At 60.4% G+C, this 26,023-nt stretch carries 21 protein-coding genes; 4 read left to right on the top strand and 17 right to left on the bottom strand.

Translation table 11 applies throughout. From position 1 onward, the window contains the following. Nucleotides 1–4: 4 nt before the first annotated feature. The gene (gene secB / locus IFS44_RS06125) at nt 5–514 is read right to left on the bottom strand and encodes a protein-export chaperone SecB (protein ID WP_031394740.1); all 510 of its coding nucleotides are present in this window, start codon (nt 512–514) and stop codon (nt 5–7) included. Between the two features lie 184 nt (nt 515–698). Here secB and IFS44_RS06130 point away from each other — a divergent pair, with 184 nt between their 5' ends. From IFS44_RS06130 to IFS44_RS06140, 3 genes are read left to right on the top strand one after another with little or no spacing between them, the layout of a single operon-like run. Next, the gene (locus IFS44_RS06130; RefSeq protein ID WP_156360333.1) at nt 699–1,346 is read left to right on the top strand and encodes a Tim44/TimA family putative adaptor protein; all 648 of its coding nucleotides are present in this window, start codon (nt 699–701) and stop codon (nt 1,344–1,346) included. Next, nucleotides 1,343–2,713 carry a murein transglycosylase A gene (mltA, locus tag IFS44_RS06135; protein ID WP_342366345.1) on the top strand — a complete coding sequence of 457 codons (1,371 nt, stop codon included), beginning with the start codon at nt 1,343–1,345 and terminating at the stop codon, nt 2,711–2,713. Before IFS44_RS06130 ends, mltA begins: the two co-directional genes overlap by 4 nt. Then, complete coding sequence (locus tag IFS44_RS06140) at nt 2,688–3,275, top strand: Smr/MutS family protein (protein WP_244649947.1); 588 nt, start codon at nt 2,688–2,690, stop codon at nt 3,273–3,275. Before mltA ends, IFS44_RS06140 begins: the two co-directional genes overlap by 26 nt. A gap of 9 nt (nt 3,276–3,284) precedes the next feature. On the opposite strand, the gene dapE is transcribed toward IFS44_RS06140, so the two are convergent. From dapE to IFS44_RS06180, 8 genes are all read right to left on the bottom strand, one after another. Further along, nucleotides 3,285–4,406: a succinyl-diaminopimelate desuccinylase gene (dapE, locus tag IFS44_RS06145; protein ID WP_192097810.1), complete on the bottom strand. Its 1,122-nt coding sequence runs from the start codon at nt 4,404–4,406 to the stop codon at nt 3,285–3,287. Continuing rightward, on the bottom strand, nt 4,403–5,077 hold the full coding sequence (locus IFS44_RS06150) for a glutathione S-transferase (protein WP_192097811.1): 675 nt from the start codon (nt 5,075–5,077) through the stop codon (nt 4,403–4,405). Before IFS44_RS06150 ends, dapE begins: the two co-directional genes overlap by 4 nt. A 66-nt stretch (nt 5,078–5,143) precedes the next feature. After that, nucleotides 5,144–5,806 carry a ribosome biogenesis GTP-binding protein YihA/YsxC gene (yihA, locus tag IFS44_RS06155; RefSeq protein ID WP_031393803.1) on the bottom strand — a complete coding sequence of 221 codons (663 nt, stop codon included), beginning with the start codon at nt 5,804–5,806 and terminating at the stop codon, nt 5,144–5,146. 26 nt (nt 5,807–5,832) lie between these two features. Continuing rightward, nucleotides 5,833–7,542, bottom strand: a complete 1,710-nt coding sequence (gene yidC / locus IFS44_RS06160; RefSeq protein WP_192097812.1) for a membrane protein insertase YidC — start codon at nt 7,540–7,542, stop codon at nt 5,833–5,835. Then, the gene (gene yidD / locus IFS44_RS06165) at nt 7,539–7,787 is read right to left on the bottom strand and encodes a membrane protein insertion efficiency factor YidD (protein ID WP_081874402.1); all 249 of its coding nucleotides are present in this window, start codon (nt 7,785–7,787) and stop codon (nt 7,539–7,541) included. The genes yidC and yidD overlap by 4 nt, the downstream gene beginning before the upstream one ends. Before the next feature lie 196 nt (nt 7,788–7,983). Then, a complete protein-coding gene (gene rnpA / locus IFS44_RS06170; RefSeq protein WP_192097813.1) occupies nt 7,984–8,373 on the bottom strand; it encodes a ribonuclease P protein component in 390 nt (129 codons plus the stop codon). A 32-nt stretch (nt 8,374–8,405) separates the two neighbouring features. Continuing rightward, nucleotides 8,406–8,540 (bottom strand): 50S ribosomal protein L34, encoded by a 135-nt coding sequence (gene rpmH / locus IFS44_RS06175; protein ID WP_031393806.1) that lies wholly within the window; start codon nt 8,538–8,540, stop codon nt 8,406–8,408. Between the two features lie 87 nt (nt 8,541–8,627). Next, the gene (locus IFS44_RS06180; RefSeq protein WP_342366347.1) at nt 8,628–8,945 is read right to left on the bottom strand and encodes a hypothetical protein; all 318 of its coding nucleotides are present in this window, start codon (nt 8,943–8,945) and stop codon (nt 8,628–8,630) included. Nucleotides 8,946–9,082: 137 nt separating this feature from the next. On the opposite strand from IFS44_RS06180, the gene IFS44_RS06185 reads away from it, so the two are divergent. Beyond that, nucleotides 9,083–10,456, top strand: a complete 1,374-nt coding sequence (locus IFS44_RS06185; protein WP_244649948.1) for a YifB family Mg chelatase-like AAA ATPase — start codon at nt 9,083–9,085, stop codon at nt 10,454–10,456. Between the two features lie 445 nt (nt 10,457–10,901). Here the strand turns inward: IFS44_RS06185 and IFS44_RS06190 are convergent, their stop codons facing one another. The 8 genes from IFS44_RS06190 to IFS44_RS06225 all read right to left on the bottom strand — a co-directional run bounded on the left by IFS44_RS06190 (nt 10,902) and on the right by IFS44_RS06225 (nt 25,773). Then, nucleotides 10,902–11,402 (bottom strand): hypothetical protein, encoded by a 501-nt coding sequence (locus tag IFS44_RS06190; protein WP_192097815.1) that lies wholly within the window; start codon nt 11,400–11,402, stop codon nt 10,902–10,904. 63 nt (nt 11,403–11,465) lie between these two features. Further along, nucleotides 11,466–13,196, bottom strand: coding sequence for a collagen-like protein (locus tag IFS44_RS06195; RefSeq protein ID WP_192097816.1), 1,731 nt, complete (start codon nt 13,194–13,196; stop codon nt 11,466–11,468). Further along, entirely contained in the window at nt 13,193–13,501 is a 309-nt protein-coding gene (locus IFS44_RS06200; protein WP_192097817.1) for a hypothetical protein, read from the bottom strand. The genes IFS44_RS06195 and IFS44_RS06200 overlap by 4 nt, the downstream gene beginning before the upstream one ends. Before the next feature lie 65 nt (nt 13,502–13,566). Continuing rightward, nucleotides 13,567–17,334: a hypothetical protein gene (locus IFS44_RS06205; protein WP_192097818.1), complete on the bottom strand. Its 3,768-nt coding sequence runs from the start codon at nt 17,332–17,334 to the stop codon at nt 13,567–13,569. A gap of 33 nt (nt 17,335–17,367) precedes the next feature. Next, nucleotides 17,368–20,526 (bottom strand): gp53-like domain-containing protein, encoded by a 3,159-nt coding sequence (locus IFS44_RS22760; protein WP_192097819.1) that lies wholly within the window; start codon nt 20,524–20,526, stop codon nt 17,368–17,370. A 32-nt stretch (nt 20,527–20,558) separates the two neighbouring features. Next, the gene (locus tag IFS44_RS06215) at nt 20,559–21,323 is read right to left on the bottom strand and encodes a hypothetical protein (protein WP_192097820.1); all 765 of its coding nucleotides are present in this window, start codon (nt 21,321–21,323) and stop codon (nt 20,559–20,561) included. Further along, entirely contained in the window at nt 21,320–21,688 is a 369-nt protein-coding gene (locus IFS44_RS06220) for a hypothetical protein (RefSeq protein WP_192097821.1), read from the bottom strand. The genes IFS44_RS06215 and IFS44_RS06220 overlap by 4 nt, the downstream gene beginning before the upstream one ends. Before the next feature lie 8 nt (nt 21,689–21,696). Further along, on the bottom strand, nt 21,697–25,773 hold the full coding sequence (locus IFS44_RS06225) for a tape measure protein (protein WP_192097822.1): 4,077 nt from the start codon (nt 25,771–25,773) through the stop codon (nt 21,697–21,699). Nucleotides 25,774–26,023 lie beyond the last annotated feature (250 nt).

Consider the following 26,023-nt stretch of genomic DNA (forward strand, 5'->3'; position numbering starts at 1 on the left):
GGCTTCACGCCTGGCCGAAATCGCCGACGTTCGGCTGGATGCCCTGCTGCTCCGACTGCTGGAGATAGAGCTGCGCGAAATCGATCGGCTCGAGCAGCAGCGGCGGGAAGCCGCCGTCACGCACCGCATCCGACAGCACGCGGCGTGCGAACGGGAACAGCAGGCGCGGGGCCTCGCCTAGCAGGAAGGGCTGGACATGCTCGGCCGGGATGTTGCGCAGCCCGAACAGGCCCGCAAAGGACAGGTCGACGATGAAGGCGACCTGGCCGTCGGTCTCGGCGCGGACGTCGATCTTCAGCACGACCTCGTGCACCTCGTCGCCGACCTGCGCCGCGCCGATGTTGAACTGGACGTCGATCGCGGGCGGGGTCTGGTTCTGGTAGACTGCGGGCGCGTTGGGGTTCTCGAACGAGAGATCCTTGACGTATTGCGAGATCAGGCCGGCGGCGGGCGCTTCGTCGGCACCATTGGCAAGCGGCTGATCCGCGATCGACATGCCGTTCTGGTCGTCCATGATCTGCGAATCCTTCGTATAAATGAGGTGGGACCGAAGCGGACGGGTCGCGCGTTCGTGTCTTGAGGCAGTGCGCGTAGCAGTGCCCGACGGGTGTTTCAACGGCTACGGATCTCACTGAATCCTAGGCGGGTTTGAAAAGAGACGCCGTTGCCCTATGTTGGGACGAAGATCGGAGGCACGGTTGTTTTACGTAGTACTTCTCGCGATGGTCGCAGGGTTCCTGGCGATGCGTCTTTATAGCGTGCTCGGAAAGCGGACCGGTCATGAACAGCAGCCCCTGCCGCGTGCGGCAGAGGAGCGGTCCATACCCGTCACGATCCCGCGCACGATCGATGCGGCCGCCGAACAGCGGACGATCGCGAACCGCAACATCGATGCGCGCGCCGAACCCGGCCTGCGCTCGATCATCGCCGTCGAGCCCGGCTTCGACGTCAACCAGTTCCTCGAAGGCGCGCAGGCGGCCTATCGCATGACGCTGGAGGCCTTTTGGAAGGGTGATGCCGATACGCTCGCCGATCTGGCCGAGGACGACGTCCGCACCGCGTTCGTCGAGGCGATCGCGGCGCGCGAGGCGGCCGGCGAGACGCTCGACAATCGTCTGGTGACGATCGAACGCGCGGTGATCGCCGACGCATCGGTCTCGGGCCGCGAAGCCCGGATATCGGTGCGCTTCGATGCGGACATCGCCGCGATCACGCGCAACGAGGCGGGCGAGGTCATCGCCGGGTCGCTCACCGATGCGGTCGAGACGCATGACATCTGGACGTTCGTCCGGACGCTCAAGAGCGCCGGCCCGAACTGGAAGCTCGCGGACACCGACGAGGCGTGACGCGCGCGATCAGGGGGATTGGCGGTTCGTTCGCGCTGGCCCTGGCACTCAGCGGGTGCGTCGGCGGTGTCGCGGCACCGACCGACCGCCCGTCCTCGCCGGGCACCGCATCGCAGGCTGCCACCGCCGGAAAGCCGTCACGGGGTCAATTTACCCCAAACAGTGACAACATTCGCAACATTCGCGGCATCCAGATACCCGCCCGCATCGTCGGGGCGGTTCCGCTGGCTGCCGTTTCTGTCGCTCCGCCTCTGCCCGGCGCTCTCGCCCCGGTCAGCGCGGTCACGGCCGGCGTAACGCTGGGGCCGTCGCTAGCAACGCTGCCGATCAGCGATGCGCAGGCCGAGGCCGCACGTCTGGCCTTCGTCACCAGCTGCCCCGGCTTGCAGCGTCGTTCCGACCAATCGGGGCTGACCCGCGGTGCCGATTGGCAGCCCGCCTGTGCCGCGGCGCAGGCGACCGGGCCCGGTGGCGCGCGCGCATTCTTCACCCAGTGGTTCGAAGCGGTCCAGGTCGGCGACGGCAAGGCCTTCGCGACGGGCTATTACGAGCCCGAGATCGCCGGCTCGCTCGAGCGCCGCGACGGCTATGCCCCGGTCTATGGGCGCCCGCGCGACCTGATCGACGTCGATCTCGGCGCATTTTCGACATCGCTGAAAGGCAAGAAGATCCGCGGCCGCGTGTCGGGCTCGAACTTCATTCCCTATTATGACCGCACCGCGATCGAGCAGGGTGCGCTTGCCGATACCGCGCCGATCCTTGCCTGGGCGAAGGATCCGGTCGAGCTCTTCTTCCTCCAGATCCAGGGGTCGGGGCGGCTCCGCCTCCCCGACGGGTCGATCCTGCGGATCGGCTACGACACGCAGAACGGCCGCGACTATACCGGCATCGGCGCGCTGATGAAGACGCGCGGGTTGTTGCAGCCGGGCCAGACGTCGATGCAGGGCATCGTGCGGTGGCTCCACGATCACCCCGTCGAGGGGCAGGCGATCATGCGCGAGAACAAGAGCTTCGTGTTCTTCCGCGAACTCGACGGCGCGCCGCAGGGTGCGATGGGCTATCCCGTGACCGGGCAGGTCAGCGCGGCGGCGGACGTCAAGTTCGTGCCGCTCGGTGCGCCAGTGATCCTGTCGCTCGATCGGCAGGATGCGACCGGGCTGTGGATCGTCCAGGATACCGGTGGCGCGATCAAGGGCAGCAACCGGTTCGACACCTTCTGGGGCGCCGGCGCCGCTGCCGAAGCGACCGCAGGCGGCATGGCGGGGCGCGGCACCGCGTTCCTGCTGCTCCCGATCGGCACCACCGCACGGCTGAACGCCGCAACTGCGAACGGGGCGCGCTATGACGGGTCGTCCGCTCAACCCTGACGAGGCGCATCTCTGGGCGCGCGTGATGCAGACCGTGCGCCCAATGCGCGCGGTCCCCAAGCTCGTGCCCCCGGTCATGCCGGTGGCGGCGGTGCCCGTCGCGCCGACGCGCAAGGTGAAGCCGACCAAGGGCATCCGCCTGCCAACGCTCCCACCCCCAACTCGCGCCGCGCCGTTGAAGACGGCGGCGCGGACCCTGTCGCCGGCCAACACGCTCGACGGTGGCTGGGACAAAAGGCTGCTGCGCGGCGCGGTCAGCCCCGACAGTTCGATCGATCTTCACGGGCACACGCTCGCCTCCGCGCATGCGATCCTCGACACCGGCCTGTCCCGCGCGATCGCCCGCGGCGACCGTGTGCTGTTGCTGGTGACAGGCAAGCCGCCGCGCCCCGAGAGCGAACGCCCGCATGCGCGCGGCGCGATCCGTGCGGCGGTCATCGACTGGCTCTCGATCTCGCGTCATGCCGGCGGGATCGTCGCGGTCCGCGGCGCGCATCCCCGGCACGGCGGGGCAGGGGCGCTCTACATCATCCTGCGCCGCAGCCGCGAACTGGGCGGCTGACACGGTGGGTTATCCCCGCTCGACCGCACGTACGATGACATCGGCATAGATGTCGGTCAGGCGGTACAGGTCCTCGACCGCAACCGCCTCGTCCACCTTGTGCATCGTCGCATTGATCAACCCGAATTCAACCACCGGGCACAGCTTCGCCAGAAACCGCGCGTCGGACGTACCGCCCGTCGTCGACAGGTCGGGAACGACGCCCGTCACCGCCGTGATCGCGTCGGACACCAGCGTCGACAGTGGGCCAGGGGTCGTCAGAAAGGCCTCACCCGACACGCGGCCGGTGACGACCGTTGCGGGATCATGACGTGCGGCCAGCGCGGCGATCCGGGCGATGAGTGCGTCGCCGCTATGCGTGTCGTTGAACCGGATGCTGAGTCGCGCCGACGCTGCGGCCGGGATGACGTTATGCGCGGGATTGCCGACCGCGATATCGGTGACCTCGATGTTCGACGGCTGAAACCAGGCATTGCCCTGGTCGAGCGCGACGGTCTCGATCTCGGCAAGTATCGCCACCAGCCGTGGGATCGGGTTGTCGGCGAGATGCGGGTAGGCGACGTGACCCTGCCGCCCGGGGACGCTGATCCAGATATTGACCGAGCCGCGCCGGCCGATCTTGATCGTGTCGCCGAGCGCGGCGGTGGAGGTCGGTTCGCCGACGATGCACTGGTCGGGATGGATGCCCCGTGTTGCCATGCGATCGATCAGCGCGCGCGTCCCGAAGGTGGCAGGACCTTCCTCGTCCCCGGTGATGATCAGCGACACGGTGCCCGCGTCGGTCCGGCTGGCGGCCGCCGCAAAGGCGGCGATCGCGCCCTTCATGTCGACTGCGCCGCGCCCGTAGAGCAGGCCGTCGCGAACCTCGGCCGACCAGGGCGAGCCCTGCCACCCCTCGCCCGGGGGGACGACGTCGAGATGCCCTGCAAATGCCAGGTGTGGCCCTGATCCGGTCCGGACTGCGAGCATGTTCTCTACCGGACCGTCGGGCGCTTCGCCGATCGTGAAGCGGTCGACGTCAAAGCCGATCGGCGTCAGCGCCGCCTCCAGCACGTCGAACACGCGGCCCTGCGCCGGCGTGACGCTGTCTTCGGCCAACAGCGCCTGCGCCAGCGCCAAGGGATCGATCACCGCAGCGCGCTCGGCGCCGGCTTCTCATATTGCTCGATCACCCAATCCTCTTCCTGCGCGCCGGCGATCCAGTCCTGCATGAAGGGGTGGTCGAACATTGCCTGCATATAGCCCTGCGCGAACCGGGCGATCGGCAGCTGATAGGTGACGATCCGCGTGACGACGGGCGCGTACATGATGTCGGCCGCGCCGAACGTACCGAACAGGAAATCGCCGCCTCCGCCAAAGCGCGCGCGCGCCTGAGCCCAGAGCTCCATGATCCTCTGGAGATCGACCAGGACATCGTCGTCGGGGCGCTGCGCCGGGAAGATCTGACGGACGTTCATGCTGTGCTTCTTGCGCAGCGCGGCAAAGCTCGAATGCATTTCGGCCGCCATCGAGCGGGCCATGGCGCGGGCCGCCTCGTCTTCGGGCCAGAAGCGGTCGCGACCCACCTTGTCCGCGAGATAGTCGACGATCGCCAGGCTGTCCCATACGACCGCCTCGCCATCCCAGAGGATCGGCACCTTGCCCGACGAGGGGGCGAATTCATCGCCCTGGCGCCGCTTTTCCCATTCCGCATCGTAGAGCGGGACGACGACCTCGTCGAAGGGCAGCCCGGACTGCTTGCAGGCGAGCCAGCCGCGAAGCGACCAGGAGGAATAGGCCTTGTTGCCGATGACGAGTTTCATGGCCCGGGGACTAGCGGGCGGGAGCGGCGAGGGCAATCTCTGCCGCCCTCGCCGGATGCACGGGCGTCAGCTGACGGCTTCGACGACCGCCGCGCGCAGTTCGGGGATGCCCATGCCGTATTCACTCGACGTCACGAGGATGTCGGGATGCGCGGCGGGGCGCTTGCGGGCCTCGACCGCGGTGCGCTCGGTGACCTCGACGAGTTCCGATGCCTTGATCTTGTCCGCCTTGGTCAGCACCATGCGATAGCTGACCGCAGCCTTGTCGAGCATCTCAAGGATCTCGCGATCGACGTCCTTGATGCCGTGGCGCGAGTCGATCAGCACGAGTGCGCGCTTGAGCACGTCGCGGCCGCGCAGGAAGTCGTTGATCAGGAAGCGCCACTTCTTGACGACATCCTTGGGCGCCTTGGCAAAGCCGTAGCCCGGCATGTCGACAAGGCGGAAGGCGAGCGGCGCGCCGACTTCAAAGAAATTCAGTTCCTGCGTGCGTCCGGGCGTGTTCGATGTACGCGCCATCGAATTGCGCCCGGTCAGCGCATTGAGCAGCGACGACTTGCCGACGTTCGACCGTCCGGCAAACGCCACCTCCGGCACCGACGCATCGGGCAGGAATTCGAGCGTCGGTGCCGATTTCAGGAAGCCGACATGACCGGCGAACAGCTTGCGCGCATGCTCGAGCTGCTCCGCGGTGAACGGCGCGTCGGTCTGCTCGAGGTCGGGACCCAGATTCGGGCCGGCGGTCGGAAGGTCGTTCACTTGGTCACCGGTGCTTGCAGGCCCGGATGCCGGGCGTAGAGGAGCTTCTGCTGGAGGATCGTCAGGCAGTTCGACGTGATCCAGTAGACCTGAAGACCGACGGCGAACGGTGCCATCACGAACATCAGCACCCAAGGCAGCAGCTTGAAGACCTGCTTCTGGGTGTCATCCATCGGCGTCGGGTTCAGCTTGAACTGGAAGTACATGCTGATGCCGAGGATGATCGGGACGATGCCGATCGCGATCATGTGTGGCGGGGTGAACGGTAGCAGACCGAACAGGTTGAGCGGCGTCAGCGGATCGGGCGCGGACAGATCCTTGATCCACGCGACGAACGGCTGGTGACGCATTTCGATCGTGAGCATCAGCACCTTGTACAGCGCGTACATGATCGGGATCTGCAGCAGCGTCGGCGCGCAACCCGCGAGCGGGTTGACCTTCTCCGCCTTGTACAGCGCCATGACCTCCTGCTGCATGCGGACCTTGTCGTCCTTGTACTTCTCCTGCAGCTCCTTCGTCTTGGGCTGGACAGCGCGCATGGCAGCCATCGACTTGAACTGGCGCTGCGCGATCGGGAAGAGCAGGCCGCGGATCGTCACCGTCAGCAGAATGATCGCGACGCCGAAATTACCGACCATGCGGAACAGCCAGTCGAGATAATAGAAGATCGGCTTCTCGACGATCCGGAACCAGCCCCAGTCGATCGCATAATCGAGCTTGGCGACGCCGCCCGCCTGGTCGGTATAGCGATCGAGCAGCCGGACCTCCTTCGCGCCCGCAAAGAAGCGCGACGTCTGGGTCACCGCCTGGCCGGGGGCGATGAGCTTGGGCTCCAGCGCGTAGTCGGCCTGATAGGCCTTGTTGGCGCCGGCACGGAACTGGCCGTCAAACGCCTGACCCTGATCGGGGACCAGCGCGGTCAGCCAGTATTTGTCGGTGAAGCCAAGCCAGCCGCCGGTGGTCGTGAACTTCTGCGGAGCCTCGTCGATGTCGTCATAGTTCGGCCGGTAATGCGCACCGCCATTGTCGACCGACATCGGCCCGACATGGATCGTCATCGACGACGGATCCTTCGAGATGCCGACACGGTTGACGAGGCCGTAGGTGGCGACGGGGACCGGTGCGGTGCCAGCGTTGAGCACGGTCTGGCGGACCGTGAACATGTAATCGCCGTCGACCGCGATCTGGATGCGGAAGCGCTGGCCCGTGGCGTTGGTCGCGTCGAGGGTGACCGGAGTCATGGGCGTCAGCGTCGTCGCGCCCGACGCAGTCCAGACGGCGTCAGCGGCAGGCGGAGCAAGCCCCTGCGCGCGCCAGCCGAAGCTCGCGAAATAAGCGTCGGGTGCACCGGCCGGTGAAAGCAGACGGATCGGCGGAGAATCCTTCGCGACGGTCTCGTCATAGCCCTTGAGGACGAGATCATCGATCCGCGCACCCTTCAGGTTGATCGAGCCGGACACCCGCGGGGTTTCGATACGGACGCGCGGCGTCTCGGCGATGACCGCGGCGCGATCGCGCACTGCGGCGGCACCGTCGGCGGCCGGATCGGCGGCGGGGTTCGCGACGGGCTTGGTCTTGCCGCCTTCGATTTTCGTCACCGGTGGATTGGCCGTCGGGAAGAATTTGCCCTGGATCATCGGCCATCCGAACAGGATGAGCGCCGCGATAACCGCGAACAGCACGAAATTCTGCTTGTCGTCTTTCACAGGGCGGCGTCTTTCAATTTCTCAGGCTTCAGCTCTGGGACTGGGTCGGGTCCGTACCCGCCCCAAGGATGGCAGCGCGCGATGCGCTTCGCCGCCAACCAGCCCCCCTTGCGCGCGCCATAGCGCCCAACGGCCTCGATTGCATAGGCGGAACAGGAAGGATCGTAGCGACAGCTCGACGGCAGGACCAGTGAAGGACCGAGTTGCCAGCCGCGCGCGACGAGGATGAGGAGGCGGGCTAGCACGATGCGGCCGGGACCAGTGCACCCCAAAACTGTTTCCCCGCGAAGGCGGGGATCGAGACTGGACTCCCGCCTTCGCGGGAGAACAAAAAGCGGTGCAAGATCGCGCCTTCGGCACCGCGCCACTCCAGACTGCGGACCACCCCGGCGTAGGCCGGCGCCCAGTTGGGGGACGCTAGTGACGAGCGGCTGCGGTGCATTAAAGGGGCTTCCCCACCTGGGCCACGGCCTTCGCCGGGGTGGTGGTATCCACTGAAGCAGCAGCTGCTGCTTGCGGCGTTACCTTGCGAAAAGCCTTGCCAAGTTCGGTCCGCAACAGCGCGTAATCACGCTCGATGCCGCCGTTGCGCCCGATCAGCACGTGATCGGCGCCAGCGACACCACGTTCCGCCAACAATTCACGCGCCAAAGCCCGCAACCGCCGTTTCATGCGGTTACGGACAACGGCGTTGCCGATCTTCTTGGTGACGGTGAAGCCGATTCGCATCGTCTCGTCACCGTCATGGCGGGGGCGCATGAGCAGGACGAATCCCGGCATCGGTGCGCGCTTCCCCGAATTTGCCGCGAGAAAATCGCGGCGTTTCGACATGATCGTCAGGCCGGCATCGCCGGCCGCGACGGTCAGGCCGACAGCTTCTTGCGACCGCGGGCGCGGCGGGCGTGAATCACTGCCCGGCCGCCGACCGTGGCCATCCGTGCGCGGAAGCCGTGACGGCGTGCACGTACCAGGTTGCTCGGCTGAAAGGTCCGCTTCATTGGTCATTCCCTAGGTCATCAAATAGAAAACGGCCGCCACGGGGACGGCCTTGATGGGTGGGCGCTTAGGCAAAGCGCGGTGACAAGTCAATTCGCCCGCTCCGTCTTGGCCGAATCGATCGGCTGCGAAACCGCGGCGGCCCGATCGCGCGCGTGCCGTCGCAACGCGCTGCGGCGGCGCATCATCCGGTCGACGAAATGGCCACCCCGCGGCCAGCGGCGCTTCAGGCGCCCCCAGCGTCGCCGTGCCCGTGGCGAGTTGCGCAGCACCAGGACCATGCCGCCGGCGAACACGAATACGCCCGCCGGTCCGGGCACCGGTGTCAGCAGGGGCGCGGTGAGGATCATCATCCCGCCGCACAGCAGCTGGACGAGACGATAGGTCGAGGAGCGGACGGCGTTCACGCGAGGCATTTGGGACCGGTGTGTTAGGTTGGCAAGACGGCACCGTGCCGCTCGCCATTGCCCAATGGTCAAATCCGGTATGAATAGGGCGTGACGGTGGCGATCCGCCATGACGAGCGACGCGGCGGGGGATTTTCATGGCGGCGATCGTGTCGACGGTGGCGTATCTCGGGCTGGAAGCGCGCGCCGTCGAAGTACAAGTTCAGCTGATTCCGGGACTTCCTGCGTTCAACCTCGTCGGGCTGGCGGACAAGGCGGTCGGCGAAAGCCGCGAGCGGGTCCGCGGCGCGATCGCGGGGATGGGGCTGGCATTGCCGCCGAAACGGATCGCGGTGAACCTGTCGCCGGCCGATCTGCCAAAAGAAGGATCGCATTTCGATCTTCCTGTCGCGCTCGCATTGCTGGCGGCGATGGGGGTGATCGATGCGGAAATGCTCGCCGATTATGTCGTCGTCGGCGAGCTCGGCCTCGATGCGCGGATCACCGCGTCGCCCGGTGTCCTGCTCGCCGCGCTGCATGCGTCGAACGAGGGCAAGGGCCTGATCTGCCCGGCCTCGCAAGGGTCTGAAGCGGCTTGGGCCGGTTCGATCGAGGTGGTCGCCGCGCCCGACCTGCTCGCGCTGATCAACCATTTCAAAGGCCATGGCCTGCTGCGCGCGCCCCAGCCCGGCGAGGTCGATGTCGCGCCGGCCGGGCCGGACCTTGCGCAGGTTCGCGGGCAGGAGACCGCCAAGCGTGCGCTGGAGGTCGCTGCGGCGGGTGGGCATAATCTGTTGATGTGCGGGCCCCCGGGGTCGGGCAAATCGCTGATGGCGGCGTGCCTGCCGGGGATCCTGCCGCCGCTCGACCCCGCCGAGGCGCTCGAAGTGTCGATGGTCCAGTCAGTGGCAGGCACGTTGTCGGGGGGACGGCTGACTCGGACCCGCCCGTTCCGCAGCCCGCATCATTCGGCGTCGATGGCTGCGCTGACCGGGGGAGGCCTGAAGGTGAAGCCCGGGGAGGTCAGCCTGGCGCATCTGGGTGTACTGTTCCTCGACGAGTTGCCCGAATTCCAGCGGGCGGTGCTCGATTCGCTGCGCCAGCCGCTCGAGACGGGAACGATCAGCGTCGCGCGCGCCAATGCGCATGTGACCTTCCCCGCGCGCGTCCAGCTGATCGCGGCGATGAATCCGTGTCGTTGCGGTCATCTCGGCGATGCCGGCCTTGCCTGTGCGCGGGCACCGCGCTGTGCCGCGGACTATCAGGCGAAGGTGTCGGGGCCGCTGCTCGACCGTAGTGAGACCCCTTTCAAGTCATCTTCGCACGGTTGGGACCGGAGAAATCGTAACCGCTCCTCGTTTGAAACACCGCTTGCAAACCAGCCGCCTTTTCACCCGGTCAACATGCTGGGGGAGTCCACCGAACGTGGCGAACACGTTGGAAAACGGGATGTTGATGATGCGCCCGCATTCGCATGTGATCCGCATATCCGCCCTGTGGGAGGCGTAATCCAAGGTGGTGAAGTAAGCTAAATCGCCCATGCGCCCCAGTAGAACAGGACGGGAACACCGCGCAAGGGTTACGGGGAAGGCGGAGGGTTCAGGGCGTTGGCCAGAGCGGTTATCGCGGACCGAGCAAAGCCTTCTAGGAGAGGCTTTAGACCGGCTCCAATGCCGCCGATGCCACCACCATACATAGCCGACATTCCAACGGTCCAAGCGTGATCATAAGCGAGCGCGCCAGACACGAGAACACACAGTCCGATGATGGCGACTTCGTAACGCCATTCCTTTTTCTTGCGGCTCTGGGGGCCGAAGATCGCAATGAAGCGAGCAAAACACGCGGCTATACATGCCACTAGAACGGGTGCAAAAATTGCGATTGGGGAGGGGTCTACCGTCGCTGTAACGCTAGCTGCCGAGGCCGAAGCGCTAATCAGGACGCCAGCGCTGGCGAGTCGTTCTAGCATACCTCTATTTAAGAATAAGCGCGACCGAGAGTAACGAATAGCGCGAAGGCCATACATAGGGCTGCGAGAGGCAAGACACGCTTCAAGGGAGTGATGCGGTAATCAACCCATATGCGGGCTGTAGGAGCCTTGAGCTTCAATAGAATCTCATCCTTCCACATCAGAATAAGGCTCATCCAGAGGCCAACCGGAAAGAGGGCAAAGAGGTCAAGGAACCGTTTAACGTTGCCGACTGTGGCGCGTTGATAGCGGTCTAGCTCTGCGTAGCTGATCATCCAAACGGCTTCAGGCGCGCATCTGATAATCATCGCGCATGATATGGTGAGGAACACGCTACAGAATATTGAGGCGGGGTTGATGCCTTGATGCCTGTCATACCAAAGCTGTTTAGCGAAAACTGTGAAGATAAGGATCGCGAAACAGGTCATCAGGACTAGCGCGAACAACGCGCCGCCAAACAGAAAACCGTTGCCGAGGAACGAATCAGGATAGGGGCTATTAGGTGCCATAGCGGTATTTAGAACGGTGTTAAGCCAGAGGGGCTGTGTAGCGATGACACAGCCCCCAACGGATTAGTAGACCGAATAAACATGCTCAATATAACCACGGCTAAAGCTGATTGCTGCCTTGGTTGTGGTTGCTCCGGTAGACATGTAAGCCTTCAGGTAATACCGCCCCGCTGGTAGCGAGGTGGTGGCGTTACCCATGTTGTAAGGTCCATTGCGAACGATGGCGTTTATGTTGCCCGCGACACTCGGGAGATGGAACATGAACGTGTAGAAGTTACCGCTCAACGCTGGCGGCATAACGATGTCCGTCTTTGTCAAAGCGCCGGTAGCGCGTGTCATATACTGCAAACTGGTATCGGCGCTGTTGACGCCAAAGCCGATGAAGTTCGTCAACGTTGACGGGTCAACATCTGTCGGTGCGCTACCATCAGTCGTCAAGCCGACGAACCAGCGCTGTCCCGCTGTCCAAGCTGGAATGCGTAGACGAAGCGTAACGAAGAACCCGCTAATATTGTCGGCTGTGTTCTTAATGACGGGATTGGCGCAAACCATCCCCGCGACCGAACCCGCTGAAGCGGCGGTTTCGTAGCTGATCTGCGGTTCATTAAGCGCTGCACCCGACGCCATCTGAACTGGTGTGGCAGTCCCCGTATATGTCGCGTCCCAAGCCTTTGAACTGATATTAAGGGTATCGCCGTGCGCCTGCCATTCTCGTTGTGTCGAGAACGCTGGAGATATGCCAAGTGGGTTTTCAGTAGCGAGGCTGTAGCTATCGCTAGCGCTAATGAATGAACGCCCTGCGATGTTAGCCGAGCGAACTACAGAATCGCCGCCAAAGATCAGATTACCATCAGTGTGAACCGACACCTTCGAAGCCGCCGCTAGAGCGTTACCGTTTTTGTATTGAAGCTCGCGCCCTGATCCAGCGACTGCAAGGAAGGTTTTGGTCTGCCAAGCCGAGGTAAAATCGGTAGATGCGGTCTTGGTAAGAATCTGCCCACTCGTGCCGCCAGTCGGCAAGCCGTTAGACGCCGATCCAGTCGCGCCAGTGGCTCCGGTGTCACCCTTTGCGCCGGTAGCGCCGGTATCGCCTTTAACGCCTTGGATACCCTGAATGCCCTGCAATCCGGTATCGCCCTTGTCTCCCTTGTCGCCTTTCGCACCCGGTAGACCATCAGCGCCAGCCGCGCCGGTCGCGCCGGTAGCTCCATCGGCTCCCTTGGTTCCAGCTACGCCATCAGTGCCGCGATCTCCCTTGGCTCCAGTCTCACCCTGATCGCCCTTCGATCCAGTCGGTCCCTGAAAACCATCACGGCCATCGCGTCCATTCGCGCCCGCAACACCCTGCGAGCCATCCGCTCCGGTAAGGCCACGGTCGCCTTGAGGTCCAACCGGTCCAATGGGACCAACCGCGCCGGTATCGCCCTTGCTGCCCGTCTGGCCATCAACACCACGCTCGCCATCAGAGCCGGGTTCTCCACGATCTCCCTTGGCTCCAGCTACGCCATCAGCGCCGCGATCTCCCTTGGCTCCATCGGCTCCAGCCGGTCCGACATCGCCAACGCGACCATCAACGCCATCGCGTCCGTTCAGTCCGTCAACGCCATTCAAGCCGTTCAGACCATCAACGCCGTCTTTGCCAGCCGGTCCAACCGGTCCCGTAGGTCCAGCTTCGCCGGGATCGCCCTTCTCACCCTTCACGCCGATGGCGGTAGGCTGTGCCTGTGTGATCAGGACATTGGGGAGGGGTGCGGTTACGATGATGATATCATCGATGTTATCGCCCGCGCTCACTTCGGTTCACCCTTGTAACCGTTGCGCTGGATCGTGCCGCTCTTGATGACTACCGGAAGGCCGGTTTCGTCAATGATTGCGAATTCGCTAGGGCTGGTGGAAAGCTTCTCAACTTCGGAACGCTCAAGCGTTAGACGAAGTGAGGTTGTCTCAACGGGATCAGCCGGAAGCCGAGCGCGAAGATTAACAGACGGGATTTCGAAATAGACCGTTGCGGCGGATAGATCGATTACCGATCCGTCTACAATCGACTTGATAAGCGCTGTGTAGCCTTCACGGCCATGTATTACGATGGAGGAGTTCATCGGATATTTAGCTAAAGTGAAGCCCCACCAGCCCGGAGGCTAATGAGGCTTCAGGTAGTGCGATCTTACGGTTTGTAAGGGCGATTGTTTGTGGTTTGATGGTAGACAAACCAAGTTGAACCGGCTTCGTTCGGTCCCTTGGCGGTTTCAGCCACCAGCTTTTCTTGGAAACGGGATTCAGCCGCACTAACCGCGTTGTTAATGTCGGTGCCGGTCATGCCCAAATCTTTCAATAGGGCCGGTCCAGCAAGCATCTGATCCATTGCCTGCCCATCACGCGAGTTGGTTTGACCTTCCCACGTATAGGTATCCCAAGATGGTGAGGTGCGAGCCGCCTGAACGGCTGCAAAGCTCTGGTGAAGCTTCGAGACATCACCGCCAGCGGCCTTGATCTCGTCAACCGTCCAATAGCTGGTTAGATACTCTGTGCCACGCGTCGGGTTGATACGCGCGCCATCGTTCACGCGTCCTACGGTGCGCTTGCGATGAACCGAGAGCAACCATTCAGTGACAGCCTTAACCTTTGGCGATGCCGCCTTGAGCGCGTCAATAAAGCCAATCTTGTTCGCTGCATGAAGCGCCGATAGCCAGTAACCCGAGAAGAAATCATGGCAATGAACGCCGTCATCGTTGAACTGAACCGGACCAAAGCGAGCCGCACCCGCAAACACCGCTAGTTGCTGGTTGATCTCACCATCAACCATGATGTTGGTTGGCGGATTAAGGAATCCCGGTGTCGCATCATACCAGAGGTCGTAGAAGCTTTCGAAGTCGAACGTGATGAAGTCCATCACTTCCGCACGGCTATACAGCCTGTCACTGTTAGCCGATGCCGTCTTCCATGCCATTGCGGCTTGGAAGAACTTCCATGCTGCACCACGCTCATAGAACTCCGCATTGGAGTCGTTAAAGCCGAGAATGCCGTTATGATAGAGCTTCACCTGATCGAAGAATCGATGCCCAAGGAACGCGAACTCTGGTGTCTGGAAAAGCATTGAACCCCAGTGCGGCAACTGGTGGCCATGCGCTTCATCGATCTGGTTGGTTCCGAATACCGGCTTTGTCGGATCGATACCCCCATAAGGAACCTTGACGCGAAGCGGGCTTGTGCCTTGCGCCCATTCATACGGACGCCCGCCCTGCACGTAGTATGCCTGTGAAGCTGGCGTAGTGGCTTCGCCCGGTCCGTAGTAATGGTTACGGGCGGTAATGGCGCGGCGCTGGTTGCCCTTGAAGAGCGGCTTGTTACGTCCGTTTTCAAAGGTGTGGTAAGGATCGCTTACATATCCGGTGAGATAGTCTAGCGTGATTTTCTTCATCGATAGATCATCATGCGGACGCTTTGAGGTCACATCACGCGCATACAGCGCGACTGGTTCAGGCATGATCTGGCGATCATCGCGCACGCCGCCCGGTCCCGTGATAGGCGAGCGGCCCATCTGGTTGAACGGGGTATACTTGAGCCAGATGCCAGCGTTTGGAACCGCGCCAGAGGGGGAGTAAACGCTACCCTTCCACGGGTCTTTAGTCGCCTGTGCCTTGGCTTGGATATCGAGGTAAGTCGTCTGCTCCCATTCCATCACGCGATAGTTGGCAAAGCCGTTCGCCTGTCCATCACTGAACACGCGAGCATCGCCGCCGTTAACCGAGTAGCCAACCTTGGAGGCGAACGGAACGCGCATGTCGTAAACGGGAACGGTCGCGTAAATCTGCGCCTGCGAGTATTCAACCGGATCGTGGCTACGCCAGATGACGCCCGCGCGAACGGTGCCATGCGGATACCACGGATTTTCTTTTGTGATGATCGCAACACCGCGCCCATCATAAGAACCCTGCCATACGGCTGGCTTGCTATTGCTGTTGAGCGGTTCACCATTCGGCTTCTCGATACGCGCCAAGACGGTTCCCGCGCTGTCTTCAATGCGCCACTTGTGCGGAACCATGTAGCTGTTCTTGTTCTGCGGATCACCAAACGGGACGAAGGGCATCGTGTCCGTATTCCAGTCGTAGCCGAACTGGAACTGAACATAGGTTCCGATGCGAATACCCTCACAGTAGTAGTTGATACCGCCGATGCTTGGAACAGGACCAACCGGTAGAACCTCTGTCCACGTCGCCTGTGAGGCGTATAGGCCGACATCCTCAAACTTACAGTTCTGCGCACTAGGACGGGTCATAACCAGATGATTAGGATGCTCAACAGCGCTGCCGGAAGACCAGTCTTCAAGAACCGCCTTATAGGCGCGTCCAGTCGGAACGATCATCTCACCAACGATCATCTCGATATCGTAAGTCTGAATGCCATTGGCGGTGTAGGTGAGGTGTGCGGCTGGCTGGTTGGTCGTCAGGTTACGCGCATCAATCACCAGCGCTTCAAGAGCAGCACGCGAGATAGCGCCGCTGCTAACCGCTTCATAGTTGCTCTGGATAGCAGGCTTGCCGACGTTGATGCCGACATACTCAATCTCAAGGTTATTGACTGACTGCGAGGTGTTGCCAACCGAAGCGTTGATCTCCAGCGTTGCCGCCGAAGCAATGCGCGGTTTAGCCGTAGACTGCTTGGTAGCGCCGATTTGAACGCCATCAACGTAGAACTTAACCGAACCACCGGGGCCGTTCGGGTTATCGATCCATTCAGCCTCATAAAGCTGGTTGGTGCCAAGAACACGCGCGTCCGATGAGTCGCTAATGATGTTCTCGCTGGAGCCGTTACGGTGAATGCGCAACTGGAGCGTGTTTCCATCCCAATACGGGCCGAAGGTCAAACCACCCGTGGCGTAGTCCATCAGGTTGAGAAGGATGGCCTCGTTGGCGGCTGGAGGACAAACGCCCTTGAAGCTCATCTTCAGGGTAGGCGGAGTCTGCGTGATGATCTCGTTAGCGTTCGTCGTAAAATCGAGCGCCAAAGCCGTGGTAGTCAGATAGCTTCCCTGATTAACGACAACGTGGCCATTACGAAAAGCGAAGCCGCTACCGGACTTGTTGAAGGCGGCATCGCTGGAGGCTGCGTTACCGGTTGCGGCGTAGGGTGCGCCCGAACTTCCAAGCGTCCACTTCGTGTTCGTCGGGACAACGATGTTCGTCTTCCGCTCAACGCGGATCGGTAGCGAGCTAGGAATGATGACGGTGAAGTCAGCCGAGGAACCACCGACGAAGATGCCAACCGGGATGACAGTTCCGGGCTGGCCATAGATCGTTGTCGAGCCGGATAGATCAACCGGTTCAGACGGTAGCGTAGGCTGTGGAAGCGGGGCGTTCGTCAAGCCAAGCGTGATCGCGTAACCCGAGGTCGTCGCGTTGATCCAAAGTCCGATGCCAGCGTTCGGCTTGTCGTAGGGCAGGACTACCGTAGACGACTGCGTAAGCGTGATGCCCGGTTCGCCCTGTGCGATTGGAACAATGAGGTTCACGCCAGAGCCGCCAGCGGGCTGGCCAGCGAACTGCGTAAGGCCAACCACAGCGCCAATCGCCGTCTCGCCATTCTTACCAGCCGGTCCAACGGTGCCCGCCGGTCCAGCCGGTCCAGCGGGGCCGCGCGAGGCGTCCACCAGCGAACCAGCGATCTCGATAATCTCCGTTACCTTGCTGGCTAGCTGGTAGTTCTCTGGCTGCACTGGTGCGAAGGTGTAGCTCGCACCCGAACGCGTCTCGCCGCCATACGGCTGAACCAGCGTGATAGCGTTGGAAGAGTCGATGGATTCTACCGGGTAGGTAGCGCCATCAACGATCAAGAGAACGCCGGGGTAGTTAGTTGCCCAGTAGGTGCCAGTTCCGGTAACGGCTCTGGAGCCGTTCGTTAGTGTAATCGTCCCTGCGGATTCAAATATAGCCATGCTACTATTTAGTTGTAGCGGCTCGCCATCGGTTTAGCGCCCAAACGCGATCCAATCAAAGCCATCAAGGTTCTGATCATTTGAGCGCGCGGCCTGTGTCGCGACGTTAGCGCCAGTCGTGGAAGGCTGGCCAATGATCTGAACCCAAAGATCGCGCTCGTTATTGAACACGTTCAAGTAAGGCGTAGCCTGAAAGCTCAAGCAAACATTAGGGAACGGCATTGGGAATGAGACCGTAAACACCGACTCGCTTCGAATGAACGCCCGATAGCGCCCCCACATGATGATAAGGCCACCCGGTAGCATCTGATAGCCACCATCGGGATTGAGTAGCGATTGTCTGTTGACGAACTCGAAATCAATCGCGCCCGCCTTGATGTTATCGGCGCGGACGTTGGGCATGTAGACGCCCTGCGCATCTGCTTGAAAGACCTGAACGGGTGCGGTTACACCGGGGACCGAGATGCGGAAGCTATCAGCGAGGAAGTTAACCGCGCTAATGCCTTTCTCTATCGCGATGCCCATACCGGCTACCGCTGGTGTTCCATCCTGCATGGTCTGAACCTTGAGCGTGTATTCAGCGCCGATGCCGTCAAGCTTGGTGGCGTAGGTTTTAAAGTCCTGCTCAAGAGCCGCGTAGTTCATAGTGTCGAGAGCGGCTTTCAGAATGCGTGTCTCTTCCGCCCGCGCTTCATTCTCTTTAGCGCTCGTTTCCTGATTAACCTGAATGACGCCTTCTACAACATCAACGCGACCGTTAACGCCATTTACCGAGTCCGCGACTTCACCGGTATATTTGCTCAAGTCTTCAAAACGTGAAGAGATGGTATCCACGCGACCAGCGGTAACGCCATCAGTATCAATGATGGTTTGCTCAACCACCTTGATGGCGGCTTCACGCGCTAGCTTTTCGCCTTCAACATCCTCAACAAGCTTAACGCCAAGCTCCTCAATACGCGTGCCGATGATGCCGTCTGCGTCTGCGATGATCTGCTTAACATCGTTGATCTGACCGGTAAGCTTGTCGCCAAACTCCGTGGTTAGATCAACCGCCATCTGTTCAATATCTTCGGCTAGCGCTTCGTCCTTCGATGAACGAACACGCCGTTCCTCAACCATGCTAGCGGATGCGCTTTCGCCATACTTGGCGATGGTAAGAATGATGTTTTCCGCCAGTGCCTTCTCTGAATCCGCAATCGTGCGGTTCACCTCAAGGAAACCAGCTTCAACCGTATCCTCACCTTCCTTCACGCGGCTGGTAAGCTGTGTGATCTGTTCAGAGGTAATACGCCCGCTTTCATCCATCTTCGTCTCAAGCGTCGTAACAGCGAGCGCGTTCTTATCCGAAAGCGCCTTGGTGGCCTTCAGATTGGCTGAACTGGCTTTGAGTTGTAGCGCGCTGATCTTCTCGATTGGCTCCATGATTAGAGCATCAACACGTCCCGGTAGTGTCTTACGAACTAGGTCCGCTGCGGCCTTTGCGGCATCAATCGCCGCCTGTGCATCGCCAACCGTTCCGTTACCGAACGGGGAGTTCGGATCGCCAGAGTTAGTGGCGTTGTCGTCAATGCCATCAAGCTTACCGCCACTTTCTGGATCAAGTTCATTCAGGTTAGTGGGGCGTTCGTCTACGTTCTTCCAGTTCGCGCGCTTGGCGGTCTCGTTGAAGATGGCGTTCTCAAGGTTCTGACGCGCGACGTAGTAAGCGGCAAACTTCCCCTTGAAGGTCTCGGGATCAACAGCCGTGTTATTATCTGTATCCGAAAGGTTAAGCGTATCGATGTAAGCCAGCAAGGCATCATAGGCGGTGGTGTATACAGCCGTTGCCAGACCAAAGCCTTGAGCCGTCGCGGTAAGTCCGCGCTTCTCGGATGTGATCTCTTCGATTTCGCGCTCAAGCGTCATCTTCTCTGTGCGAGTGAGAACGCCATCACCGCCGATCTCCTCAATACGCTTCAGCGCCAGCGCTGCATCAACAGACGCCTGTTCAGCCGCGTCTAGCGCGCCCTGTGCCTTCGCGTTCAGTGCTACCAAGTCCGCGCCAAGCGTGGCGATCAGCGGGCTGATCTGGCTACCAGTCAGGACGGTCCAAGAACGCTCATAGCCAACTGATAGACGCCATGGCGGTGCGCCCTTGGCTTCCTGCGTGATGCTATCGGGGAGAACGAACGGATCGCTTCTACCGTCGCTGCGAAGCATACCGGGTGTTGCATCGCTCTGGTAGCGTCCGAGTTCGAAGCGCCCGCGTGAATCCGCGATCAGGTAGCGCGAACCTTCGAACGCGACCTTCCCCGCAATGTCGATCACTTGCGCCTGATCAGTCAGGTAGAAGTTGGTGAAGCGTCCAGCCGTGTAGCAACTGGAGCCAATGCGGCTGTTCGATAGGCCAGCGAGCTTGAGAAGCTGCACCACGATTGAGCCAACGGTCTGGGGCGTGCCGACATCAGCCGTGATCGCCGCGCCGCCCACGTCATTGGCGATGCGAAACAGGCCGAGCGCTTCACAGGTTGCCCAAGAGCCGTTCGGAAGTTTGGCGTCCTTCAGGGCCGCATAGCTGGTGTAGTTCGTAACGCTTTGCCCGAACGGGAGGGCGTTCGCGTAGATCGTGTTGACAGGGCAGGGGCCGTAGCCGTGAACCTGATAGATGAACCGGATAGGATCGATTAGGATTGGCGTGACGTTGAGCGCTAGGCCAGCCACATAGGGCTTGAGCTTGCCGAGCGTGTCAGCCGGTCCCTCGATATCGCCAGTGCCGCTGTATTCTGTGAGGATATCGCGAGCCAATGCGGCTTCCGGTCCCAAGAGCGCGATGTGGCCTGTGGTGTCGGTGTCGCGGATGAACGGACCAACCGAGCCGGTAAAGGTCTCTTGGTAATCAGCGAAGTCCGCGCCATCTTCACCAACCCAAACCGTAGCAAGCGAACCGTCAAAATCGAGACTTGCCCAATCGAGGTTGTCCATATCCTCGCTTACTTCGAAGTTGATCTGGCCATAGCTAACAGTCAGCGGCTGTGGCTGCTTTGAACCCCACCATGAGAGCGTGGTCTCGTTGCCTTCGGTAACGCAATTCGTCCATTCGAAGCCATCAAGGTAGATGCCCGCGCTGGTTGCTTGGCGTGCGCACATACGCACGATTACGATAGCGCCCGTGTCGGGCTTGATTGCTTGGATTTCTGCTAGAAAGTTGTTCACGGACTATTTAGCGCGTTACCGCGCTCGCCGGTTTAGGGCGCAAGCGCGGTAATGGTCGCGTCAACTATATACTGTTCCGAGGCATCAATCTTGCCGCTAGCCTTGGTCGTAATGCGACCGAACACGGCTTCAGTTTGCCACGCCGTAGAATCGCCATCGAACGGGATGAAGAGAAGCGCGCGAGATGAACCCGCCCAAAGCATCAACGGGTTCCAGAGCAAGCGCCAATCAAGCGGCTTGATCCATGTCGTGGTGAACTTCCACGAGAGGACAACCTGTTTACGGCTTACGGTGTAGTAGCCAGCGCCGCTGGTAATAACTGATTGGTCGTCAAAACCTTGTTCAGCGTTCGGCTGAATGCCACCAACCTTAATCTGTTTGCCGACGACAAGGCGCGTTACCTCAACGGTCGGATTCGTTGATACGAAGTTGACCTGAATGTAACGCTCGTTGCGCTGTGACGGGAAACGGAAGAACGCCTTCGCTTTAAGCTCATCCGGCTTATCCATGCCCGCCCATGCCGAGAGCGTAGGGGACTGATAGGCTACCGATGTGGCGGCTGCGTTAGTTGCGGTGGTGACTTGCCACTGATCGTTTGCGTTGAGGTTCGTGCCAACCAGTGTGATCATGTCGTAGGGCTTATGGTCTGCCCCTAGATCGATGATGAAGCTGCTTGTCCCGTTACCGCTCCAGTAGGTGGCGCGGTCGGTGGTCATGTTCTTAACGCTGCCCATCAGAGGGGCGGGGGACGCTGAAGAGGCGGTGAAGCTCATTGGCTTCAGGAAGATCGCGCTCATTGTGCGCGAACCGTCAATGTGGTGCGGTCTGCAAACTGATTAAGGCGAGCGTTGATTACTGTGTAGATGATGTTCGTGCCTGCCGAGGGGTGCTGATCGAACACACAGACATAGCGGGGCGGCTGCGCAATGAAGTCCTCAAGGAACATCTTGTCTGCGATTGTGAGCGTGAAGGTTCGTCCGGGCGACTTGATCACCTTGAACATCGCCACAGCTAGTTCTTCCGCTCCAGCCTTATCAAGATTGGTGTCAATCGTGATAGGCTGCGAGTTCGGATAGATCGCCAGAATACCGGGATCGGTCGTCTTGTTGAATGAGTAGCGGTAAGGTTGTGTTACGAACGCCGCACGGTTTGCATCTGCCATATGGGTATTTAGTAGACAGCCTGCGTGTAGCGTCCGTTGATCGCCTCAAACTGTGCTGGCTTGTTAGCCGGGGAAACACCACTTGTGGTAGCGCCTGAACCCGCAACAAGCTGGCGGAGGTAGTCAGTCTGAAGGGCCGCTTGCTGAAGCAAGGCATCCGCCTGTGCCTTGGCGGTGTTAGCCGCCGCCGCGATCACGCTAGAGGTGTTATCAACAGCCGTTACGGTCGGGTTGATACCAGCCGCCGTATTGAACTGACTGGTAACACCTCCGATGAATGCGGTGGTGGTGGTCTTCAGCATGTCATTGATTGCCTGAAACTGTGGCAAGCCGGTCGAGTATACCTCACTAGCGCCCGAACGGATGGCTTCAACAAGGCTAGTATAGGCGTCCTTATCAACGCTCATATCGCCCTTGCTGATCTTATCAGCCATCACCTTGAACTCCGCCATGTTGGAGTCAAGCTGTGCAAGCTTCGTCTGTCCCGAACCATCGCCGTTCAGCATCTTCAAGGTTTCAGTTAGACCGCTAACCTGTGCCTTGAGGGCTTCGTTCAGCTTCAGCGTGCGATACTGTTCGATCTGCGAGAGGTCTTCAGTAGTTGCGCCAACGCTGATCATCGTAGCCTTGAGCGAGTCCAGCGGCTTAATGATCGCATCAACAGCCGCACGGATCGGATCAGTCATGGCGGTGTAGTCGTTCATGACGCTGGTCCAGTTCTTGGAGAACTGAATAGCGGCATCAGCGCCTAGCTTACCGAGAGCCTTTTGAACAAGCGGAGCCAAGCCGACGATTGCACCATCAGCGATTGCATCCTTAATAGCGAAGGCGATTGCCGAAGCTTCATCTTCGAACGCGGCAACGCCAGTTAGCTTGCCACCGCCAGAGGTATCGACTCTGAACGCCCCAGCTTTGTGGCCGGGTCGGTAGCCAACGGACACGCCAGAGAGCGAACCGATGGTTCCGCCCAGTTCGGCTGCGAGGCTGTTAAGCTGCTCTGCTACGTTGCCCGCCAGTGCGGCTGCGGTGCCGGTTGCCTTGCTGCTACCGCTAGTAGGTCCAGCAATCGCCTTGCCGTCTAGGACGGACAACGCTGCGCTAGCCTCTGGCGACTTCCCGCCAAAGAGCTTGCCGATCAGGCCACCGCCGAGCGAACCGACGATGGAGCCAACCGGACCAAACAGGCCACCGAGGGTGCCGCCAATGCTTGCGCCCTTGCTGAAGCCCTTGCCCAAGCCGAGCATGTCACCAAGGCCACCGACCATGCCGCCAATCTGGCCACCAGCCTGCATCTTGCCCAAGCCGCTGGCGATGCCGTTAGCGAGGTTGCCGCTGAACATGTCCTTGAACGACTTGAAGCCGTCTGTGAGCGCGCCAACCGGGTTGCTGAACATCTTGCTCGTCTGATCAAGGAACCCCTTTGAGCTAGATTCAAACGCGCCCTTGCCACCAATGATGTTCGATAGCTTCGCTGCCCATCCGGTGCCTTCGCCGTTGGCGTTTCGCGTGATGTCGTTAAGGAAGTCACCAACCTTGGAGAACACAGAGCCGAGCTTACCGCCGAAGGTATCCGCCAGACTGTCGAACATATCGGTCCAGTCGTCGTAGACTTCGTTCTTGATCTTGTTCAGTGCGGCTTGATGCGCCCCGAAGATTTCGTTCTCAATCTTCTTACGTGCATCAGGCGAGAGGTTCGCATTACCGATTGTCGCCATCGCCTCGCTGAAGCGGTTGTTAGCCGACTGCGTGCGTGCATCCCGATCCATCGAAGGGGACATGTCGAGAAGAACCTTAATGGCATCCTGTTCGATCTTGGTCTTTGCGGTGTTGAAGCCAGCAAGGAACTGATCCGCAAAATCCTTGCTGATATCGCCAGAGGCCATGCCATCAACCAACGCCTGATACTGATCGTTCAGGCTCTTCAGGTCGTTTGATGCCTTGAAGCCAGAGGATAGCTGTGCGGCGAACTCGCGCGCCTTCGCTAGAAGGTCGTTCTGTGCATCAAGCGCCTTGTTCTTCAGTAGCTGATTACGAAGACTATCTTCCTCCAGCTTGTAAGCTGCGGTGTTGATGTCCACACCCTTGTTCAGGTTGGCTTCGCGATCCTTGAAGATTTCGTTCTCAACCGCACGCTGTGCATCGGTAAGACCTTTCGCGCGTCCTAGCTCAATCGTGTAATGGTTCTGTGCCTCAAACAGCTTTTGCTTCAGGCCGGTTAGTGCCTTGGCGGTGTTAAGTTCATTTAGCGCATTCGCGATACGCGTCTTCTCGCCATCGTTAAGATCACGTTCGATGATCTTACGATACTCAAGTTGCTTGTTATAAACTTCAGCCTGATTGGTGAGCATGCCAGCCGCTGTGGTCTGGTTCTTCAGCGTCTCCCAAAAGTCGTTTTCACGCTTGGCGCGATCAGCGGCTTTCTTGGCTGCATCATCAGCGCCGCCCTTGCCGCCCTTTCCAGCCGCCTTGGCGGGGTCTACGCCAGCGCCAGCAAGCTGATCGAGTGAGAGGCCACCCTTCTTATCGGTCTTGCCTCTCAAGCGGTCCCAAGCCGCCGCCGCGCCCTTGCTATCGTTGGCAATGCCGTTGGCCTTCACCGCGATCCCGTTCAGGACGTTACCAGCCGCCACGAACTGCGCCTTCAGCGCTCCGCCCATGCCGTCAAAGGCGTTCCAGTCGCCGCTCAAGAACGCTGTGATGCGCTGGCCAACGATGGAGAACGCCCCACCGATAGCGCCTAGAGCGGTGCTGAAGATCGTCTGGAGGTTCTGCGCAACGAACTTGCCAGCGCGTAGAGCGCCAAGAAAGCTGGTGCCGACTTGGTTGCTGGTCTGGCTGGAACTGACACCAAGCCAATCCCAAAGCTGCCCGAAAACGGATCGGATACCTTGCGTGATGCCGCCGACGATCTGCCCCATGGCACTGAACACAGCGCCGACAACCGAGCCGACAACCTGAAAGCCTTGGCCGATCAGGTTGACCGCAACCGTTAGGGTCTCAAGGAAGGTCAATCCCTGCCCACCATTCGAGAGCATGGAAGAGAACATTGAACCGATGCCGGAACCAACGGACACGATACCGTCAACGATACCGCCCATCATCGAACCGACTGCGACCAAGAGCGGCTTTGCCTCTGATAGTCCGTCAGTGATGCCTCTGATCACACCGCCCATGCTATCAGCAAGGCCAGCATCACCAATCGCGGCTAGCGTCTGTGTCCAAGTGTCCTCAAGGTTGCTCATCGCACCATTGAAGGTCTTGGCCTGCTTATCCATCGCACCAGCAAAGTTGGTGTTGCCGATGGCCATCAAGTAAGCCTGAATGTCCTTCGAGTTGTTACCAACCGACTTGGTTACGCCTTGGAAGGTGAACGCGACTTGATCGCCATTCTGCTTGGCCTTGATACCAAATTCTTTGAGGCGTTCGAACTCGGACGTTGATGCGTCGGCAACAGCCTCAATCATCTGATTAAGGTCTTTGCCCATCGCGGATGCGGTATTGCCGTAAGAGGTCATCGCCGCTTCAGATGGCGTTAGACCAAGCGCCTTCAGCTTGATGAAGCCCTGAACCGACTGATCAAGGGAGAACGGGGTTTTAGCTGCGAATGCGGTAAGGCGATCAAACGCCATCCCTGCTTTTTCGGTATCACCTAGAACGGTGGTAAGGCTCGCGCGGTATGTCTCCATCTGCGCGCTGGCCTGAACAGCCGCCGTGCCGAGAGCGATCAAACCGCCAGCCGCTGCCGCTGCACCTAGAGCCGCACCAGCAAAGGCCATGCCGCCAAGAGCGCCAGACATACCCGAAAGGCGCTGCATCGCTGCTTGAGCCGCCGCACCAAGAGCGCCGAAGCGGTTAGCTGCACCACCAGCGCCACCGCCACCACCACCGCCGCCGCCGCCGCCTGCACCACCAGCCGCACCATTAAGCGCGGCCTGAAGAGCGGCGATGTGCGCGGTAAGCGCTGCAATCGTCTGGTTCTGATTTGCGAGTTGTCCGAACGCTGCATTAAGAGCGTTGACGCCAGCTACACCTTGAGCGGTGTCTGTGCGGATTTGAATAACTTTTGCTGAAGCGGAAGCGGCCATGTAACTATTTAGCCGCCGTCTCCTCCGCCTGTTTCTTCGTCACCGCGTTCACATAAGCTATGTCCATATTCGTTATTACGCGAACTAGGATGTTAGTGTGCATCCTGCCCATCTCGTTATACTTGGCGTAATCAATGATCTTATCCCAAGGAAGGCGGAGAACACCCGCCATCGCTGGTGGTCGCATAGTCGCGATCTGGCCATAAGCTCGCCAGAAAGACCATTCGTATGGTGTGAGTTTAGGAATCTT

Source organism: Sphingomonas sp. CFBP 13706, from assembly GCF_014842355.1.
Lineage (GTDB): Bacteria > Pseudomonadota > Alphaproteobacteria > Sphingomonadales > Sphingomonadaceae > Sphingomonas > Sphingomonas aerolata.

Excerpts from the sequence above, each read along its gene's own strand:
- IFS44_RS06220 (WP_192097821.1), bottom strand. The coding sequence starts at position 21,688 with ATGGCAGATGCAAACCGTGCGGCGTTCGTAACACAACCTTACCGCTAC.
- secB (WP_031394740.1), bottom strand. The coding sequence starts at position 514 with ATGGACGACCAGAACGGCATGTCGATCGCGGATCAGCCGCTTGCCAAT.
- IFS44_RS06225 (WP_192097822.1), bottom strand. The coding sequence starts at position 25,773 with ATGGCCGCTTCCGCTTCAGCAAAAGTTATTCAAATCCGCACAGACACC.
- IFS44_RS06200 (WP_192097817.1), bottom strand. The coding sequence starts at position 13,501 with ATGAACTCCTCCATCGTAATACATGGCCGTGAAGGCTACACAGCGCTT.
- IFS44_RS06140 (WP_244649947.1), top strand. The coding sequence starts at position 2,688 with ATGACGGGTCGTCCGCTCAACCCTGACGAGGCGCATCTCTGGGCGCGC.
- rnpA (WP_192097813.1), bottom strand. The coding sequence starts at position 8,373 with ATGTCGAAACGCCGCGATTTTCTCGCGGCAAATTCGGGGAAGCGCGCA.
- IFS44_RS06185 (WP_244649948.1), top strand. The coding sequence starts at position 9,083 with ATGGCGGCGATCGTGTCGACGGTGGCGTATCTCGGGCTGGAAGCGCGC.
- IFS44_RS06205 (WP_192097818.1), bottom strand. The coding sequence starts at position 17,334 with ATGGCTATATTTGAATCCGCAGGGACGATTACACTAACGAACGGCTCC.
- IFS44_RS06190 (WP_192097815.1), bottom strand. The coding sequence starts at position 11,402 with ATGGCACCTAATAGCCCCTATCCTGATTCGTTCCTCGGCAACGGTTTT.
- IFS44_RS06215 (WP_192097820.1), bottom strand. The coding sequence starts at position 21,323 with ATGAGCGCGATCTTCCTGAAGCCAATGAGCTTCACCGCCTCTTCAGCG.
- IFS44_RS06150 (WP_192097811.1), bottom strand. The coding sequence starts at position 5,077 with ATGAAACTCGTCATCGGCAACAAGGCCTATTCCTCCTGGTCGCTTCGC.
- rpmH (WP_031393806.1), bottom strand. The coding sequence starts at position 8,540 with ATGAAGCGGACCTTTCAGCCGAGCAACCTGGTACGTGCACGCCGTCAC.